Genomic DNA, 17,985 nt, shown 5'->3' on the forward strand with positions numbered 1-17,985 from the left:
CATGTGGCATTTTGTCGCACACTTGCCGCCTTGTTATGCAAAAATATTTTCCATGGCATCGGCCCTGTCAGGAGGCCCGGATTCAACAACCAAGACGACAGCGTTTAAAACCGGGATAATGGCGACCCTTCGCCCGCCATTTCGCAACCCCGGTAGCCCCGCCATGGAAATCAACGTCAACTTCCTCGATAACCTTCGCCTGGAAGCCAAATTCGATGACTTCACCGTCATCACCGATCAGCCGATCCGCTACAAGGGTGATGGTTCGGCGCCCAGCCCGTTTGACTATTTCCTGGCCTCGTCGGCCATGTGCGCGGCCTATTTCGTGAAGGTGTACTGCAAGGCCCGGGATATCCCCACGGACAATATCCGCCTGTCCCAGAACAATATCGTCGATCCGGAAAACCGTTATAACCAGATTTTCCGCATTCAGGTGGAGCTGCCGGAGGATATTTCCGAGAAGGACCGCCAGGGGATTCTGCGCTCCATCGACCGCTGCACCGTCAAGAAGGTGATCCAGACCGGGCCGGAATTCCAGATCGAGGAAGTGGACAATCTGGACGAGGACGCCCAGGCCCTGCTGATGGCGAAACCGGACGCCGAACACCGCACCTTTATCGAGGGCAAGGATCTCCCCCTGGAGCAGACCATCGCCAACATGAGCGCCATCCTCGAGGAACTCGGCATGAAGATCGAGATTGCCTCCTGGCGCAATATCGTGCCCCATGTCTGGTCCCTGCATATCCGCGATGCGGCCTCGCCCATGTGCTTTACCAACGGTAAGGGCGCCACCAAGGAAGCCGCCCTGTGTTCGGCGCTGGGCGAGTTTATCGAGCGGCTCAACTGCAACTTCTTCTACAACGACCAGTTCTTCGGTGAAGACATTGCCGACAGCGACTTCGTGCATTACCCCAACGAAAAGTGGTTCAAACCCGGCCCCAATGATGCGCTGCCAGCAGGCATCCTGGATGACTACTGCCTGGGCATCTACAACCCGGACGGGGAGCTGGGCGGCTCCAACCTGATTGATACCAACTCTGGCCGGGTGGACCGTGGCATCTGCGCACTGCCTTTTGTCCGCCACTCGGATGGCGAGACCGTGTACTTCCCCTCCAACCTGATCGAAAACCTGTTTCTCAGCAACGGCATGAGCGCCGGCAATACCCTGGCCGAAGCCCAGGTGCAGTGTCTGTCAGAAATTTTCGAGCGGGCGGTGAAGAAGCATATTATCGAGGAAGAAATCGCCCTGCCGGATGTGCCCGACAGTGTGCTGGCCAAGTATCCGCGCATTGTGGAAGGCATCCAGGCGCTGGAGGAACAGGGCTTCCCGGTGCTGGTGAAGGATGCCTCCCTGGGCGGCCAGTTCCCGGTGATGTGCGTAACACTGATGAACCCGCGTACCGGCGGCGTGTTTGCCTCCTTCGGCGCCCATCCAAGTTTCGAGGTGGCACTGGAACGCAGCCTCACCGAGCTCCTTCAGGGCCGCAGTTTCGAAGGGTTAAACGATGTGCCACCGCCCACCTTCAACAGCCAGGAAGTCACCGAGCCCAACAACTTCGTGGAGCACTTTATTGATTCCACCGGGGTGGTGAGCTGGCGCTTCTTCAGCGCCCGGGCGGACGAAGAATTCTGTGAGTGGGATTTTTCCGGAACCAATGATGAAGAAGCCGCGCGGCTGTTCGCCATTCTCGACGATCTGGAAAAAGAGGCCTACGTGGCGGTATACGATCAACTGGGTGCACCGGCCTGCCGGATCCTGGTGCCGGACTTTTCCGAGGTCTACCCGGTGGAAGACCTGATCTGGGACAACACCAACATGGCGCTGGATTACCGGGAAGACATTCTCAACCTGCACCGTCTGGACGACGACCAGCTCAGCCAGCTGGCTGAGCGGCTGGAAGAAAGCCAGATCGACAACTACACGGACATCATTACCCTGATCGGTATCGAGTTCGACGAGAACACCGTGTGGGGCCAGCTCACCGTGCTGGAACTGAAGCTGCTGATCCATCTGGCGCTACAGCGTCATGAGGACGCGCTGGAACTGGTGGACATGTTCCTGCAGTTCAACGACAACACGGTGGCACGCGGTCTGTTCTACCAGGCCATGCGTGCGGTGCTGGAAGTCACCCTGGATGACGAGCTGGAGCTGGAAGATTATCGGGTTAACTTCCAGCGCATGTTTGGTAAAGAGACCCTGGATGCGGTGGAGGGATCCGTGAATGGCACCGTCCGTTTCCACGGCCTCACGCCCACCAACATGCAGCTGGAAGGCCTGGAGAAACATCAGCGCCTGATTGAAAGCTACAGGAAACTGCACGCGGCGCGGGCGGCGAAGGCCGGGTTGGCGTAACAATCGCTGACTGCCGCTTCCGCTAACCGTTGGAGCTTTGCTCGCAAAGCGAAGGGCTTGAACACCCGGGGCAATTCGCCTTGCGAGCAAGGCTCCAACAATTCCTTTCCCTCAGGTTGCGACCTCGATCACCACCTTGCCCCGACACCTGCCCGTGCGGCTGCGCTCATAGGCTTGCTGGCTCTCCGCCAGAGAAAAAACGCTGTCGATGATGGGGCGCACTTTGCCGCTCTCCACCAGGTCCGACAGGGTGTCCAGGTCCCGTGTCCAGGATTCCACCACCACGGTGCCGCAATGCTTGCCGAACACCCGGTAGAACGGGGTGATCAACATGGAGCGGGCATCACCGCCGGTGGAAATAAACCAGCCATCGTCACCGATCAGCCCATCACAGGTGAGCGGGGATTCGTAGGAGGTCACATCAAAGACCAGATCAAAGGGATCGACGGTCTTCCGGTAATCCCCCTGGGTATAGTCAATGATGGCATCGGCACCCAGTTCCTGGACAAACTCCGCGTTGCGGCCACTGCATACGCCGGTGACATGGAGCCCCATGGCCTTGGCGATCTGTACCGCGAAGGTCCCGACACCGCCGGAAGCCCCAATGATCAGTACCGTCTTGCCGGCTTCCGCCTTGCCCTTTTTCAGGCCTTGCAGGGCAGTCTGGGCGGCCAGCGGCATGGAGGCTGCCTGCTGGAACGTGAGCGACGGCGGTTTCTTGGCAATCCGCTTCTGATCGATACGGGTCAACTCGGCCAGTGATGCGGTGCGCGGGCGCATGTCCATCCCGTAAACCGCATCGCCAATCTCGAAGTCCTGCACCTTGCTGCCCTTGTCGATGATCACACCCGCCAGATCATCACCGAAGAAGGGCGGCAACTTGGTCACCAGCAATGGCGTGAAAGCCACCGCCGCGTGGTAATTCAGCTTCCAGTCCTTGGGGTTCACAGACGCGGCGTGTACCTGCACCAGCACATCGTTGGCGCCCAAACGGGCAGGGGCAGACGCGGTTTCCAGGGTCAGTTTGGCTGACAGGCCCCAGCCTGTGGTGGTGATGGCTTTCATGGTGTTGGCTCCGTGATGAACTCAGCGAGCCCAAGCTTAACAAAGGGGAGCGTGAAGAGTGTGGTCCGATGACGCCAAGGGAAAGAGGGTTTGTGTCAGGACGGCGGCAGGCGACAAGACAGCCCTCGGCCTGGCCGAAGGCGTCAGATTCTCTCTTTAGCCCGGATCCACCTTGCCGCGCAGGGACTTGGTCCTGCCGCGTTTGGTTTTACTGTCCATGCGCCGCCGTTTGCTGCCCAGGGTGGGCCGGGTCGGTTTGCGGCTTTTCTGCTCCACCGTCACGCCTTTGATCAACTGGGCCAGCCGGGCCAGGGCGTTTTCCTTGTTCATTTCCTGGGTGCGAAATTGCTGGGCCTTGATGACCACCACCCCATCACTGGTGATGCGCTGGTCACTGAGGGCCAGTAACCGTTCCTTGTACCGTTCCGGCAAGGAAGAGGCCCGGATATCGAAGCGCAGATGGATCGCCGAGGCCACCTTGTTCACATTCTGGCCGCCGCTGCCCTGGGCACGGATTGCCTGAAGATCGATTTCCTGTTCCGGCAGGGACAGGTTGGGTGTGATTTGCAGCATGGCGGTACTGTAGCGGCTTCGGGGAAAGGGGAGCAAGTGACTGCGCCGCCGGGGCCTCCCTCAAGAAGCACGCCTGCAGCGTCGTCGATACCACTGCAGGCGTTTGTTTGCGTGATTAGTTCTTCACATCACGGTCGTAGTTGAGCCGTTTGGCCGCATCCATGGTCAGCAGTTGCATGAACGCCTTGGTTTCGGAATCCGAGCCGGTGGGCGTATTCCCGTCGCCACCGCCAAACACATATTGCGGCACCTTGCGCTGGGCGAAGGCTTCTGCCCATATTTTCTGGATCTCGATTTCTGCATCCAGTTTCTGGGCCAGGGCGTTGTCTGCCTGCAGCACGGCCTTTTTCTGATAGGCCTCTGCATCGGCCAGGGTGCGCCGGGTTTCCGCCTCGATGCGCGCTTTCTCCAGGTTCACCTGGGCGGTCTGTTTGTCGATTTCCGCCTGTTCCTGTTTTTTCTGCGCTTCGGTAATGGCCAGCTGTTTCTCGGTTTCCGCTTCCGTGGTGCGCTGGATCTGGTCCACCTTGGCCTTGGCCTGGCGCTCGGCCACTTCCCGCTCACCCCGGGCAATGGCCAGCAGTCGCTGCTCTTCTTCCTGCACCCGTTGTTCCCGGGCAATGGCCCGATCCGCAGAGGCTTTCTGCTTCAGTTGCATACGCTCGACGAAGCGCTGGTTCGGATCCATCTGGGTGATACGGGCTTCCACCACGGACACACCGTAGTCGATAAACCGCTGGGACTTGCGGCGCGGGATGCCGGTATCGTCCAGCATCTTGCGCACCACGAAGACCACTTTGGAATCATCGCCGTAGTCCTGCTGCTGGGTGCCCATGGCAACATTGGCGCTGCCTCTCACATCACCCACTCTCTTTTCGCTGATCTCTTCGCGGCGAACGATATAGATGCCATTGATCATCTGGTTTTCGAATTCGGTATTGAACTCGGTACGACCGCCGGAGTAGTACTCTTCGGCACTCATCAGCGACGCATTGGCCTGCAGGGTTTCCTTGAAGGCGGGAATCAGCGCCGTGCGCAGCAGGTTTGCCGGGTTCCGGTATTCATGGGCCAGCTGCAGGAAACTTTCCTTGTCGGAAGGAATGGTAAACCGCACCGTGGCCTGGGCATTGGCGTCCACCTGGTCCAGGAACATGATGTTCTGGGGTGGCAGGGCGGCGGAGGTCTCCGAGCTCTCCACTTCCACATAGTCCAGGTTTTCACTGCCGCCTTTGACCGCCTGAACGGTCAGCGCCCGTTTCCAGGAATTCCAGCGACCGAAGAAGAAGAACTGGTAACCCACATCCGACACCACCTGTTCCTGACCAGTAATAGTGCGAACGTGATACACATAGCCGGGTTCGGCATAGAAAATCGATTTATTGGCAACCACCACCAGGACCAGCACACCAATGACGGCGCCGATCAGTTTGGGTACGGGCAGGGACCCTTTGAGTTTGTCCTTGAGCATGAATGTTCCCCCAGTCAGTCAACGTGAAAGGAGAATATTCTAGAGGGCATTCCGGGAAAGGATAGTGGGCAATGTCTTACATTTGGGGAAACAAGTAACGAGTAACGAGAAACGAGTTTCGAAAGGCAAAAACGGCATTCGGGAAGAACCGGTTTTCGCTTCTCGAAACTCGTCACTCGCGACTCACCCCACGGGTACCGCAAAGTGGAGCATCACATGCACCTGCAACTCGCCGACCAGGAACCCGAGTAACGCCCCGACGGTAATCAGAATCCACTCGTCCTGCTGGAAGGCCGGCCTGAGCAACCCCTCGAATTCTTCCTCGGTGAGTTCCTGCATCTTGGTGACCAGCAGGTTTTTCAGGTCCATGGCCTCTTCGGCGTAGGCTTCCATATGGGTGAGCGTTTCCGGCAGATGCTGCATCACTTTCTCGGACACGGAGCGCTTCATTTCCTGATAGCGGGTGCTGCCCACGGCGAAGACCACCAGCGGCTTGGCCAGACCGGCCTGTTCGTCCATGGTCCTCTGCACCTGTTTCTGCACCAGGCCAAACAGCCGGTCGGACATGGGCCCGGTAAGGATGGCACCGATCACCGCCGCCGGGGTGACGATCTCCGTGGCTACCAGTTCCCCATAACGGGCCGCCACCTGTTTGCGACGACGCAGGAACAGGCCCTGCCATTCGAACAGGCCCAGATATCGCACCGGCTGTTTCGGGTTGAAGATCATCTTCAGGGCCAGCCAGTCGGTGAACCAGCCAGTGAACAGCCCGAACAGCGGAATCACCCAGATGTTATGGGTCATGGCCCAGACAATGGCCTGAACAATACCGATGGCAAAACCGAAGTAGATGCCGGAGTTGCGGATGAACTTGAACTCCACATGGCCGGCTTCCAGAAACACCCGGTTGAGCAACTCCTTGTCACGCACCAGGGCGCTGGTGACCAAGTCCTTGAGATCAAACACCCGGGTAATGTTGCTTTTGATGTCCGTCATGATCTGCTCGACCATGTGCGGTGCTTCATTCTGGATGCGCTGGATAATCAGGTTCTTCACCGATTCCGGCGCGGACTCCCACAGGCCGGGCTGGTATTCGGCGGCTACCTCGCGGGTGATATCTTCCACAGAGCGGATCAGTGGTTCGCGGATTTCCTTTACCACCCGTTGCGGATCCAGCTTGTCGAACACATCCTCGGGTTTGAGCAGCCGCTCCATCATCAGGTCGCAGGCGATACTGGCCATGGTGGCGGCCTTGCGCGGCACAATGCCCTGCCAGCCCAGGAAAGGTCGCCAGCCCACAAAGTTCAGGGGTTTGAACATCATCTTGATGGCCACCACCTTGGTGTAATAACCAATGGCTGCGGCCACAAACGGCATGGCCAGATAAAGCAGCCAGTTGGCCTGGATGTCCGCCAGAATCAGATTGATATCGGTAATCATGGGTTACTCCTCGCTCGCTGCGTCTTCGCCCAGCAACGCCCACACCTTGCTGCCCAACGGGCTCATGTGGAGGGTTTCACGACGGACTTTCAGTTTCGGGGAGTGCGCTTTCAGCGCTTCTTCGGCCTTGCGGTAATCGCTGTCACCTTCCAGCAATTCATAATCGGTACGTCGCGCTTCGCTGAAGCCGGCAGCCACCACCAGACCGCGGGCGAACAGGCGGCTCAGATAGAAGGCGATAAAATCCGTGCACTGGATGCCGGCCGCTCTGCCGATATTGGAATGGCGATAATGGACTACCCCCGGCGAAAGACGACCACCGGTGTACAGCGTCAGCATGGGGAAACCACTGCCATCGGAAAGCGCCGCCAGCAGACGGGCTTCATCGGCGGTGGTGCCTGCCAGGATCTGGCTGACCAGCATGGCACGGGCCTGCTCCTGGCTCTGCTCCATGGACACTTCCAGCAACTGCTGGAAACTGTCCGCTGCCCCCGCCAGGCTGCCGGGGGACTCCAGCCCTTCGAGACGATGCTTTAATCCCTGAAGCACATCCTGCTCCACCTGATGCAGGCGTTCATCGGCACGCTGTACCGGCGGCAGTTGATATAATAAATGCTGTATCCGCGCCCGCAGGGCGGCGGGCGAGAGTGGCGAATCAGACACGATTGTTTCCTGTTTTTATTGTGGTTTCGGGTCCTTGAGGCTTGGCGAGGTTTTATCGCTATCGCCGGGTCGGGCAAGATCGACGGAACAAGGACCGCTTTATTATTGAGTGTGCTCGGTTTTCATTTTTGTGCAAGTTACCGTGCGTATGGATTACGCAACCTGTGCCAGCCATGCTCTATGGCCGCTCACGCAAGGCCAGCACCCGCTCACGCAGATCCTCAGCGCGGACCTGTTGCGGCGCTACGGCCTCTCCCACTGCCAGCTTGATCCGCGACCAGAACCGGCGCGGTAGCCGGGTAAGGGCCTTGCCGCCCTTGTGGCTGAAGAAACTGCCCCACAGGCCCGACAGTGCCATGGGAATCACCGGTACCGGATAATCAGCAACGATCTTTTCGATACCGGCACGGAATTCCGCCACCTCTCCGTCGTCGGTGAGTTTCCCTTCCGGGAAGATACACACCACCTCTCCAGCTTCCAGTTCCTCGCGAATTCGCACAAAGGCCCGCTCGTAGATCGCCGGGTTACGGACTTTGGAATCGATGGGAATGGTCTTGCCGGTACGGAAAATATAGTTGAGCAACGGCATGTCATAGATCGGCTTGAACATGACAAACCGCACCGGGCGACGGATAGCCCCGGCCAGCAGCAGCGCATCCACATAGCTCACATGGTTGCACACCAGCATGCAGGGTCCCTCATCGGGAATATGTTCCATACCATGATGCTTCACCCGGTACATGGTGTGGGTCAGCATCCACACCAGCAGGCGAATGAGGAATTCCGGCACCACCGTATAGATGTAGCTGGCCACCAGCACATTGGCCAGGGCCAGAGCCAGGAAGAACTGGGGTACGGTCAGTTCCAGCAGGCCCACCAGCACGATGCCGGCCACCGCCGAGCCCACCATCAACAGGGCATTGAGAATATTGTTGGCGGCAATGATCCGCGACAGGTGTTTGGGGTTGCTGCGGTGCTGGATAAAGGCAAACAGCGGCACGATGTAGAAACCGCCGAACACCCCGATACCGAGCAGGTCCATCAGCACCCGGTAGCCGCCGGCCTGCTGCAGGAAACCCGCAATATCCACCTGGCCGCTGCCTTCCAGCCCGGCATAGGAAAAGAACAGATCGATACCGAATACGCTCAGGCCGATGGAGCCCAGCGGCACCAGGCCCAGTTCCACCCGTTTGCCGGACAGTTTTTCACACAGGAAGGAGCCCAGGCCGATACCGATGGAGAAGGTCCCCAGCAGCAGGGCATAAAGGCCGTCGGTACCCAGCAGGTAGTCATCCACATAGACCTTGAGCTGGGTGGTGTAGGCCGCGCCCAGAAACCAGAACCAGGAAATCCCCAGCACACACATCCACACGGATTTCACTTCCCGGGCATAACCGACGATATGCCAGGTTTCCTTCCACAGGTTCCAGTTCAACGTCAGCGTCTCATCCGCCGCCGGCGCCGAGGGAATACCCCGGGCGGCCAGATAACCCAGCAGCGCCAGGCCCACCACTGCCACGGCCACCACGCCATCGCCCACACCCTCCATTTTCAGGAGCACGCCGGAAATGGAACCCAGCAGAATGGCCAGGAAAGTGCCCATTTCCACCAGGGCATTACCGGATACCAGTTCCTTGTCGTCCAGTTGCTGGGGAATGATGGAATACTTGATCGGGCCAAAGAAGGTGGACTGCAGGCCCATGCAGAACAGTACGCCAAGCAGGAAATACACCGCGTCAAAGAAGAAGCCCGCGGCCGCGGCGGACATGATGCAGACTTCCACAAATTTGATCTTGCGGACCAGTGAGGCCTTGTCGTATTTATCCGCCACCTGGCCGGCCAGGGCAGAGAACAGGAAGAACGGCAGAATGAACAGGGCCAGGGCCACGTTGTTCAGGGTGTTGACGCTGACCGCGGTGACCGCACCGGAAGCAATCAGCAGTATCAGCGCCTGGCGAAAGACATTGTCGTTGAAGGCGCCGAGAAACTGGGTAAAGAAGAAAGGCCCGAATCGGCGTGACGCCAGTAGAGAGAGCAACCCTTTTTTCACTGTCCGTTCCTTATTGGTTTTTCCGTTGGCGTCGAGGCCGGGATCCATTCAGGTTGGGCGAGTTACGAGGTACGAGTTTCGAAAGGCAAACCCGGCTTTGCTTTTCGCTCCTCGAAACTCGTACCTCGTGACTACACAATGAATCAGTGCCATTCGCATGACTCATTGCACCCTGCGCGGGACCTTTCTTTTCCTGGAGGAGCCGTCTCCCGTGGATCTACCCCGCCCAACTGTTCAGATAGTTTTCCAGCAACGAATCCAGCATGGCCTGCTCATCCACATCCCCGGCCACATCCAGTTTGTTTTCCGCTGCCAGTACCGCGATGCCATGAACACTACTCCACAGGGTGCGGGCGGCCAGGTGAATGGCACTGTCTGACTGACCTTCCGCCAGCCGTGCCATCTGCCGCTCTACCCGGGCAAACAGACTGGCCGTACGCTGCTGATACCAGTCCGGCACCGGCGCCGCTTTCTGCATGCGATGCATGAATACCATCTGCCACAGGGCGGTCTGCTCCCTCGCCAGCGCCAGGTAGGCACTGGCCATGTGGTGCAGGACCCGTTGTGGTGAGCCTGTACTGACGCTTTCAATCTCTGCCAACAGCACATCCAGGGTGGCAGCATTGGCGTGGAGAATCAGATCATCCAGGTTGGCAAACACATGATAGAGCATGCCCGGGGTATAGCGGATGCGCTCCGCCACCTTGCGCACACTGAGTTTCGCCAGTCCCTGTTCTGCCACCAGCTCGCGTACCGCATGAACGGCCAACGCTTGCAGTTCCTCACGGCTGTGTTGGTTACGACGTGCCACCTGGATTCCTTATTGTTGCTGACCATGTTCCTTGCGGCCCCTGTGAGCGCCATAGAACGGTCACGCCCACATTGGCAGGGTTTGCGGACGGTTGCAGCCTTGCCAGAACCGTCCCGTCGCGGTGGATCTCAACTGTGCCATAAGCGACCCCATTCTGCCTGCTGTTGCAGGATTGGCTGCAAAGCCTGTTTGCTCGGTCTCACGTCGCCAATCAGACACTACACCGGACTTGTCTTTTTATTCAACGGTGTTTAATAAATAACATAGCTAAGCAATGTTCAACAAAGAAGCTGTTACCGATTATGTGGCGGGGTGTTCAACAGGAGGGATCGACAGGCCGCGCGGGCTCCGGCGCCCCGGGCCGTCGGCCCACGGGGCGGGCCGGGTTGCCGGCAACGATGGTCCAGGGCGCCACGTCCCGGGTCACCACGGCCCCCATGCCAACCACCGCGTGGTCACCGATAGTGACTCCATCAACGATGCCAGCCCGGGCGCCGATCCACACATCCCGGCCGATGCGGATACCCTTCGAGGTCACCGGCTGCTCGCGGATGGGGCGAACCGCGTCCAGTCCATGATTAAACGCATAGAGTGTGCAGTAAGCGGCAATGCGGGTGTCGTTCCCAATGTGGATGCCCGCGGCCCCGCCATCCAGGGTCACATGATGGTTGAGACTGACCCGCTCACCCAGGCGGACCGGGCCATGGATAACACAATCTGCAGCGATCTGGCAGCCATCTGCCACGATAATGTCGCGACCCGGCTCCGCAAGAAGGACTGCCTGGGGCGCCACAAAGCAGGCCTCCCCGAAACGCACGGTCTCCAGTGCCATCAATTGCTGCTGGATCTCCCGCTGCCAGGGTTCCGCCCAGGCCCGATGTTTTGCTTTCAGGCGACCGTAGAGCCAGGGCATATATGCCAGGCGTTTTTTGTGCTGTTCGCGGTAGTCGGGGTGAGTCATGGCACTCTCGATATATCCGTAGGAGCGGCACTTGAGCCGCGAATCTGCCTGCGAATGCCTCGCAAGTATGATTCGCGGCTCAAGCGCCGCTCCTACAATAAGCAATACGCGTTTAGCAGCCAGCCCGGAATGCAGTAGCATTGGCCGCAAACCATAAGGAGAGTGTGGCATGAAACAACTTTGGGTACTGGTGGGATTGCTGGTGTTGGCCGGCTGCAAAACCATGGAAGGGGCGATGCCCTGGATAGACGCGGGCAACCAGATGGCCAAGAGCGCCGGCTACGACACCGACTCAAAACTGGCAGCAGGCATCAAGGAAGCCCTGATCACGGGCACCGACCGGGCCAGCACCCAGCTTTCCCAGACCGGAGCCTTCAATCTCAAGCTGCCCGCGGCGGCCCAGCCCGTTGCCGATACCCTGCGCCAATTCGGCTTCGGCAGCTATGTGGACAAGGTGGAAACGGCCATGAACCGGGGTGCCGAACAGGCCGTGGCCGAAGCCGCCCCGGTGTTCAAGCAGGCCATCAGCAACATGAGCGTCAACGACGCCCTGGGCATTATCCGCGGGGGCGATACCGCCGCCACATCCTACTTCCGCGGGGAAACCGAAAGCAGTCTCCGTCAACGCTACCAGCCGATCGTGGAAGACAACCTGAAAAAGACCGGCTTCTATGATCAATACAAGAGCCTGCTTGCGGTCTACGATAAGTTGCCACTGACTAACAAGCCCAATCTGAACCTGGAGAGCTACGTCATCGACAACAGTATGGACGAGCTCTACACCCGCATCGGTGAACAGGAAGCGCTGATCCGCCAGAATCCCATGCAGCAGGGCAGTGCCTTACTCGGGGCAGTGTTTGGTTCAGGGCAGGGCGAGTAAGCAGGGCTTTTGGTAGGAGCGTCGCTGGCGGTGCGATTCCAAAAGTTGGGTTATCGCGCCGCCAGCGACGCTCCTACGGCACAGGTTCGCTACGCCACCTGCACCGCCGACAATCGCGCAAACCGACCCAGGATAGCGCTGGCATCATCGCATTCGCGCACTTCCGGCAGGTGGCTGTCCACCTGCTGCTGGGTCAGCCCCTCACCACGCAGCGCCTGCAGATAGGCGCGCATCACATCGGCGCTGAATTCCGGATGAAACTGCACTCCCCAGACCCGGTCCCCGTAACGGAAGGCCTGGCAGGCGTCGTGGCCATTGCTGGCCAGGACCGTGGCGCCGGGTGGCGGAGTCAGTACTGACTGACGGTGCACCACTTGTGCCCACGGGTGTTTTGCGATGGCACCTAACAGGGCATCATGGCGTCCGGCAGCGGTCAGGCGCAGGGCCACGGTGCCCACTTCCAGCCCCATGGGATTGTCCGCCACTTCACCGCCCAGGGTGCGAGCCAACAGCTGGTGGCCGAAACACAACCCCAGCACGGGCACCTGCACCGCTTCATGGATCAGGGTATACAGCCAGCGCATCAACTGCCGCATCCATGGCGCCTGATCGGTGACCATGGCATGGGAACCGGTAATCACCACGCCTCCCAGCGCGCTCAAGTCTGGCAGCCGCCCCCTGCGGTCCGCATCAATCACCATAACCCCGGTGGTCGATCCAAGCCCCTGGTGTATCCAGGCATCGAAATCCCCGTAGTGCTCGCTGATCTGCGGGAAGGTGCTGCCAGTCTTGATGATGGCGATGGGTTTTACATTGTTCATGGCCTGTTCACCGTACTGTCCTTGTCTGGTTTCTTATACAGAGCAAGGGCTGTACCAACTTTTCAATACGCTATAACCCAGTCGCGAGGTACGAGAAGCGAGAAGCGAAAACCAGGCTGTCCCGGCTTTGACTTTCGAAACTCGCTTCTCGCAACTCGATACTGCCGTGATCACGCAGCCAGCGACGCTATTCGCTACGTTCCTACGATAAAGGTTAGGGCGTTATAAGAGTTCCCGATGCCGCGGGCAGGTGGTGAGGTGGTCGTTGACCATGCCGGTGGCCTGCATGAAGGCGTAGACGATGGTGGGGCCAACAAACTTGAAGCCCCGTTTTTTCAGGGCCTTGCTCATGGCCTCGGCCACCGGGGTGGAGGGGGGCACCTCCTTGAGTGTGCGGAAGTGATTGATCTGCGGTTGCCCCTCCATAAAGTCCCAGAGAAAGTCACTCAGGGTGCGACCTTCTTCGCGCAACGCCAGATAGGAGCGGGCATTGCCAATGGTGGCAGCCACTTTCAACCGATTGCGGATGATGCCCGGATCCTGAAGCAGGGCGGCCACCTTGCGGTCGTCATAGCGGGCAATCTTCTGCGCGTCGAAGCCATCGAAGACCTGGCGATAATGCTCGCGCTTGCGCAGTACGGTAATCCAGCTCAGCCCGGCCTGGGCACCTTCCAGATTCAGGCATTCAAACAGGGCCTGATCATCATACTCCGGCACTCCCCACTCGTGATCGTGGTAGTGCTGATAGAGCGGGTCATCCCCGCACCAGGGACAGCGGTCGTTCATCACTTTTCTCTTTTGTGGTTTCACAGTCAAAAGACGCTTCGTAATCCGCCAGGGTCTGGCCGGGGCGCACCGGGTAGCTGTCTTCCAGGGTCTGCAGGATAACAATACGGTCCACTCGGAAATGCCGGAACGCACCGCGCAGTTCACACCAGCCCGCCAGGGTCCAGCAGTGGCCCCAGAAGTACAGCCCCAGGGGCCAGATCACCCGCTTGCTGTGCTGCTCCTGCAGATCCCGGTAATGCAGGCGCACCTTGGCCCGTTCGGCGATGGCCTGCTGCAGCGGATCCAGCAGGGCACCCAGCATGCGCCGCTCCGGTAGCGGCGGGGCGCTCACCGGTGGCGTCATGGCGCGCAACTGGGCCGGCACCGCCATGGCCAGTTTTTCCTGCACCGCCCGCAGGGCTTCCGCCTGGCGCCGGCCCGCCCAGCCCTGGGCCATGGCCAGGCCGGTGAGCAGGGCCTGCCATTCCTCCACGCTGAACATCAGCGGCGGCAGCTGGTAGCCCTCGAGCAACGCATACCCTTTGCCTGCCTGGGAATAGACCGGCACGCCACTGGCGGAGAGGTGATCGATATCCCGATAAATGGTCCGTTCCGATACCGCCAGCCGCTCGGCCAACGCCTGGGCAGTAGTCCACTGGCTGGCACCGATAATCTGCACGATCTGAAACAAGCGTTCCGCGCGTCGCATGCTCTTTCCCTGTTATCACGCTGGTGATGTCCCTCTGGCCTTCGACATTACCCGAGCCGGCCTGGTGCGTCATTCTACCGGTTCTCTCCTGACACCCTGCTGTCAGTAGTCATCCGGCCAGCGGTATCACCGGCCCGGTCGGCCCGGTATACTTGGCGCCTGCTTTTTTGGGCAAATCGAAATCGAACGACAGGATTCAGCATGGCGGAACAACCGCAGACGGACATCATGACATTCCAGGGCCTGATTCTGGCCCTGCAACAGTACTGGGCCGAGCAGGGGTGCGTGGTCGTACAACCCCTGGATATGGAAGTGGGTGCGGGTACCTTTCACCCGGCCACCTTCCTGCGCGCCATTGGCCCGGAAAACTGGAACAGTGCCTATGTGCAGCCTTCACGCCGGCCCACCGACGGGCGCTACGGGGAAAACCCCAACCGGCTGCAGCACTATTACCAGTTCCAGGTGGTACTGAAACCGTCGCCGGACAATATCCAGGAACTGTATCTGGGTTCCCTGCGCATGCTGGGCTTTGATCCGCTGGTCCACGATATCCGCTTTGTGGAAGACAACTGGGAATCCCCCACCCTGGGGGCCTGGGGTCTGGGCTGGGAAGTGTGGCTCAACGGCATGGAAGTGACCCAGTTCACCTACTTCCAGCAGGTGGGCGGCATCGACTGCTACCCGGTCACCGGCGAGATCACTTACGGTCTGGAACGCCTGGCCATGTATATCCAGGGCGTGGATTCGGTCTACGACCTGGTGTGGTCCGATGGTCCGTTCGGCAAGGTCACTTACGGCGATGTGTTCCTGCAGAACGAAATCGAGATGTCCACGTTCAACTTCGAACACGCCAATGTGGATGAGCTGTTCAAGCAGTTTGACCTGTTTGAGGGCGAATCCACCAAACTGATCGAGGCGGGCCTGCCGCTGCCCGCCTATGAGTATGTGCTGAAAGCCTCCCACACCTTCAACCTGCTGGATGCCCGCAAGGCCATCTCCGTCACCGAACGCCAGCGCTTTATTCTGCGCGTGCGCACCCTGGCCCGGGCCGTGGCCCAGGCCTACTTCGACAAGCGCCGTTCGCTGGGCTTCCCCATGGCGGATGCCAGCATCCGCGAGGAAGTGGAGACGGAATTGAAAAAGCAGGATGACAAGGCCGCAAAGCAGGCCGACAAAAAGAAGGGGAAGCAATAATGTCCCGGGATTTACTGATTGAACTGGGCACCGAAGAACTGCCCCCCAAGGCACTGCCCACACTGAGTGCGGCGCTGACAGAAGAGTTTGTCCGCCAACTGGACGAAGCCGGCCTCAACCATGGTGAGGTAGAAAGCTTCGCCGCCCCACGTCGTCTGGCTGTGCTGGTGCGTGGCCTGGATGACAAGCAGGCGGATCGGGATATCGAACGCCAGGGTCCGGCCGTACAGGCGGCCTTCGACAAGGACGGTAACCCCACCAAGGCCGCGCAAGGGTTTGCGTCCTCTCTGGGTCTGAGCGTGGATCAGTTGGGCCGGCAGGACACCGGAAAAGGGGAGCGCCTGGTAGCCCAGATCACCGAGAAGGGCAAACCCGCCGCCGAGCTGATTCCCGACTTCGTTGCCCAGGCGGTACAGAAACTGCCGATCCCCAAGCGCATGCGCTGGGGCAAACGCAAGGTACAGTTTGTGCGCCCGGCCCACTGGCTGGTGGCCCTGTTCGGTGACGAGGTGGTGCCTTTCGAACTGCTGGATCTGCAGGCCGGCCGCACCAGTTACGGCCACCGGTTCCATGCCCCCGGCGCCATCGAGCTGGCCACCGCCAGCGAGTACGCCGAACGCATGGAAAAAGACGGTCATGTGATCGCCGACTTTGCTCGCCGCAAGGCCATGATTGAAGAGCAGGCCATCGCTGCCGGCAAAGAAGCCGGCGGCGCCGCACAGATCGACCCGGACTTGCTCGACGAAGTCACCGCGCTGGTGGAATGGCCCGTGGCCCTGATGGGTAGCTTCGATGAGGACTTCCTGCGTGTGCCCCAGGAAGCCCTGATCAGCGCCATGGAAGAGCACCAGAAGTATTTCTCCGTGCTGGACGGCGACGGCAAACTGATGCCCCGTTTTATCACCATCAGCAATATCCAGTCCAAGGATGCCCAACAGGTGATCCACGGTAACGAGAAGGTGATTCGTCCCCGTTTGGCGGATGCGGCCTTCTTTTACGACAACGACTGCAAGAAGACTCTGGCCCAGCACGGCAAGGGGCTCGCCAATGTGGTGTTCCAGCAGCAGCTGGGCACCGTGGCCGACAAGTGCGCCCGCATTGGTGGCCTGGCCGCCCTTATCGCCGAGCAGATTGGTGGCGATGCCGAACAGGCAAAACTGGCCGGTGAACTGAGCAAGGCCGACCTGAACAGCGAGATGGTGGGCGAGTTCGACACCATGCAGGGCATCATGGGTTTCTATCTGGCGCGGCTGGAAGGTCAGCCGGACGAGGTAGCCCAGGCGCTGTACGAACAGTACCTGCCACGTTTCGCTGGCGACAAGCTGCCGCAAAGCAAGACCGGCATGGCCGTGTCCCTGGCCGACAAGATCGATACCCTGGTTGGCATCTTCGGTATCGGCCAGAAACCCAGCGGCACCAAGGACCCCTACGCCCTGCGTCGGGCCACCCTGGGGGTGCTGCGCATCATCATCGAAAACCAGCTGGACCTGGACCTGCAGTACCTGCTGGAAAAAGCGGGTGATCAGCTGGAGCTGCGCATCAACCGCGCCGACGCCGCGGAAGCCTTCGAGTTCATCAAGGGGCGCTACCGGGCCATCTACCAGGAGCAGGGCATTGCCACGCCGGTGATCCTGTCGGTGCTGGCCATCGACGACGCCTGCCGCAAGCCCCTGGATTTCGATCGTCGGGTAAAAGCCGTCGCTGCCTTCCAGCCCCGGGAAGAAGCCCAGGCGCTGGCGGCTGCCAACAAGCGGGTGTCCAATATCCTCGCCAAGCTGGATCAGGCACCGCCGGAGGAAATCGACGGCGCATTGCTGGAAGACGAGGCCGAGCAGACCCTCACCAACCTGGTGGTGGCCAGCTACGAGCAGTCCGAACCGCTGCTGGAGAAGGGCAATTACCAGGGCGTGCTGGAAATGCTGGCCGAACTGCGTGAGCCGGTGGACGCCTTCTTCGACACCGTCATGGTGATGGCGGACGACGAGGCAGTACGCAATAACCGTCTGGCGCTGTTGGCCTTCCTGCGCGACCTGTTCCTGAATGTGGCGGATATCAGTCTGCTGCAGGAATAAATGGGCGCTTGCACGCAACACGCTTCAGGCAAGCACGCGAAAAAAACAGGGCCGCTTTCCAGCGGCCTTTGTTTATCCGTAGGAACGCCTTCAATTTTTCCGGTAACGTGTTGCTAACCTGAAACCCTTTCGCCATGCGAGCATGGCTCCTGCGGAC

The 17,985-nt window shown here is 59.7% G+C and carries 15 protein-coding genes; 4 read left to right on the forward strand and 11 right to left on the reverse strand.

The window, feature by feature from the left end; translation table 11 throughout:
- Positions 1–163: 163 nt before the first annotated feature.
- On the forward strand, positions 164–2,353 hold the full coding sequence (locus tag C4S63_RS08245) for an OsmC domain/YcaO domain-containing protein (RefSeq protein WP_103917280.1): 2,190 nt from the start codon (positions 164–166) through the stop codon (positions 2,351–2,353).
- Between the two features lie 111 nt (positions 2,354–2,464).
- Here C4S63_RS08245 and C4S63_RS08250 read toward each other — a convergent pair whose 3' ends face one another.
- The 8 genes from C4S63_RS08250 to C4S63_RS08285 form a co-directional block, all read right to left on the reverse strand.
- Entirely contained in the window at positions 2,465–3,418 is a 954-nt protein-coding gene (locus C4S63_RS08250; RefSeq protein ID WP_103917281.1) for an NAD(P)-dependent alcohol dehydrogenase, read from the reverse strand.
- A 156-nt stretch (positions 3,419–3,574) separates the two neighbouring features.
- On the reverse strand, positions 3,575–3,991 hold the full coding sequence (gene arfB / locus C4S63_RS08255) for an alternative ribosome rescue aminoacyl-tRNA hydrolase ArfB (RefSeq protein ID WP_062815481.1): 417 nt from the start codon (positions 3,989–3,991) through the stop codon (positions 3,575–3,577).
- Between the two features lie 115 nt (positions 3,992–4,106).
- Positions 4,107–5,459 carry an SPFH domain-containing protein gene (locus tag C4S63_RS08260; protein WP_063525664.1) on the reverse strand — a complete coding sequence of 451 codons (1,353 nt, stop codon included), beginning with the start codon at positions 5,457–5,459 and terminating at the stop codon, positions 4,107–4,109.
- Between the two features lie 183 nt (positions 5,460–5,642).
- On the reverse strand, positions 5,643–6,899 hold the full coding sequence (locus tag C4S63_RS08265; RefSeq protein WP_063508249.1) for a DUF445 domain-containing protein: 1,257 nt from the start codon (positions 6,897–6,899) through the stop codon (positions 5,643–5,645).
- Positions 6,900–6,902: 3 nt separating this feature from the next.
- Positions 6,903–7,562 (reverse strand): hypothetical protein, encoded by a 660-nt coding sequence (locus tag C4S63_RS08270; protein ID WP_231866000.1) that lies wholly within the window; start codon positions 7,560–7,562, stop codon positions 6,903–6,905.
- A gap of 178 nt (positions 7,563–7,740) precedes the next feature.
- Positions 7,741–9,660 (reverse strand): MFS transporter, encoded by a 1,920-nt coding sequence (locus C4S63_RS08275; protein ID WP_103917282.1) that lies wholly within the window; start codon positions 9,658–9,660, stop codon positions 7,741–7,743.
- A 169-nt stretch (positions 9,661–9,829) separates the two neighbouring features.
- A complete protein-coding gene (locus C4S63_RS08280; RefSeq protein ID WP_103917283.1) occupies positions 9,830–10,423 on the reverse strand; it encodes a TetR/AcrR family transcriptional regulator in 594 nt (197 codons plus the stop codon).
- A 316-nt stretch (positions 10,424–10,739) separates the two neighbouring features.
- A complete protein-coding gene (locus C4S63_RS08285; protein ID WP_062815097.1) occupies positions 10,740–11,384 on the reverse strand; it encodes a DapH/DapD/GlmU-related protein in 645 nt (214 codons plus the stop codon).
- Positions 11,385–11,553: 169 nt separating this feature from the next.
- Between C4S63_RS08285 and C4S63_RS08290 the strand changes: the two genes are divergently transcribed.
- The gene (locus C4S63_RS08290) at positions 11,554–12,264 is read left to right on the forward strand and encodes a DUF4197 domain-containing protein (RefSeq protein WP_063508246.1); all 711 of its coding nucleotides are present in this window, start codon (positions 11,554–11,556) and stop codon (positions 12,262–12,264) included.
- A gap of 89 nt (positions 12,265–12,353) precedes the next feature.
- Here C4S63_RS08290 and C4S63_RS08295 read toward each other — a convergent pair whose 3' ends face one another.
- The 3 genes from C4S63_RS08295 to C4S63_RS08305 all read right to left on the reverse strand — a co-directional run bounded on the left by C4S63_RS08295 (position 12,354) and on the right by C4S63_RS08305 (position 14,562).
- Entirely contained in the window at positions 12,354–13,085 is a 732-nt protein-coding gene (locus C4S63_RS08295; RefSeq protein ID WP_103917284.1) for a glutamine amidotransferase, read from the reverse strand.
- A gap of 222 nt (positions 13,086–13,307) precedes the next feature.
- Positions 13,308–13,871 (reverse strand): DNA-3-methyladenine glycosylase I, encoded by a 564-nt coding sequence (locus C4S63_RS08300; RefSeq protein WP_103917285.1) that lies wholly within the window; start codon positions 13,869–13,871, stop codon positions 13,308–13,310.
- Entirely contained in the window at positions 13,840–14,562 is a 723-nt protein-coding gene (locus C4S63_RS08305) for a YafY family protein (protein ID WP_103917286.1), read from the reverse strand. The genes C4S63_RS08300 and C4S63_RS08305 overlap by 32 nt, the downstream gene beginning before the upstream one ends.
- Before the next feature lie 201 nt (positions 14,563–14,763).
- Between C4S63_RS08305 and glyQ the strand changes: the two genes are divergently transcribed.
- Together glyQ and glyS are read left to right on the forward strand one after the other, a co-directional pair.
- On the forward strand, positions 14,764–15,756 hold the full coding sequence (glyQ, locus tag C4S63_RS08310) for a glycine--tRNA ligase subunit alpha (RefSeq protein ID WP_103917287.1): 993 nt from the start codon (positions 14,764–14,766) through the stop codon (positions 15,754–15,756).
- The gene (gene glyS / locus C4S63_RS08315) at positions 15,756–17,828 is read left to right on the forward strand and encodes a glycine--tRNA ligase subunit beta (RefSeq protein WP_103917288.1); all 2,073 of its coding nucleotides are present in this window, start codon (positions 15,756–15,758) and stop codon (positions 17,826–17,828) included. The genes glyQ and glyS overlap by 1 nt, the downstream gene beginning before the upstream one ends.
- The last annotated feature ends 157 nt before the right edge of the window (positions 17,829–17,985 follow it).

The sequence above is a fragment of the Alcanivorax sp. DSM 26293 genome (genome assembly GCF_900107995.1).
GTDB lineage: Bacteria > Pseudomonadota > Gammaproteobacteria > Pseudomonadales > Alcanivoracaceae > Alcanivorax.

Bases quoted from the DNA above. Each gene is read 5' to 3' on its own strand.
- C4S63_RS08245 (WP_103917280.1), top strand. From the start codon at position 164: ATGGAAATCAACGTCAACTTCCTCGATAACCTTCGCCTGGAAGCCAAA.
- C4S63_RS08250 (WP_103917281.1), bottom strand. From the start codon at position 3,418: ATGAAAGCCATCACCACCACAGGCTGGGGCCTGTCAGCCAAACTGACC.
- arfB (WP_062815481.1), bottom strand. From the start codon at position 3,991: ATGCTGCAAATCACACCCAACCTGTCCCTGCCGGAACAGGAAATCGAT.
- C4S63_RS08260 (WP_063525664.1), bottom strand. From the start codon at position 5,459: ATGCTCAAGGACAAACTCAAAGGGTCCCTGCCCGTACCCAAACTGATC.
- C4S63_RS08265 (WP_063508249.1), bottom strand. From the start codon at position 6,899: ATGATTACCGATATCAATCTGATTCTGGCGGACATCCAGGCCAACTGG.
- C4S63_RS08275 (WP_103917282.1), bottom strand. From the start codon at position 9,660: ATGGATCCCGGCCTCGACGCCAACGGAAAAACCAATAAGGAACGGACA.
- C4S63_RS08285 (WP_062815097.1), bottom strand. From the start codon at position 11,384: ATGACTCACCCCGACTACCGCGAACAGCACAAAAAACGCCTGGCATAT.
- C4S63_RS08290 (WP_063508246.1), top strand. From the start codon at position 11,554: ATGAAACAACTTTGGGTACTGGTGGGATTGCTGGTGTTGGCCGGCTGC.
- C4S63_RS08295 (WP_103917284.1), bottom strand. From the start codon at position 13,085: ATGAACAATGTAAAACCCATCGCCATCATCAAGACTGGCAGCACCTTC.
- C4S63_RS08300 (WP_103917285.1), bottom strand. From the start codon at position 13,871: ATGAACGACCGCTGTCCCTGGTGCGGGGATGACCCGCTCTATCAGCAC.
- C4S63_RS08305 (WP_103917286.1), bottom strand. From the start codon at position 14,562: ATGCGACGCGCGGAACGCTTGTTTCAGATCGTGCAGATTATCGGTGCC.
- glyQ (WP_103917287.1), top strand. From the start codon at position 14,764: ATGGCGGAACAACCGCAGACGGACATCATGACATTCCAGGGCCTGATT.
- glyS (WP_103917288.1), top strand. From the start codon at position 15,756: ATGTCCCGGGATTTACTGATTGAACTGGGCACCGAAGAACTGCCCCCC.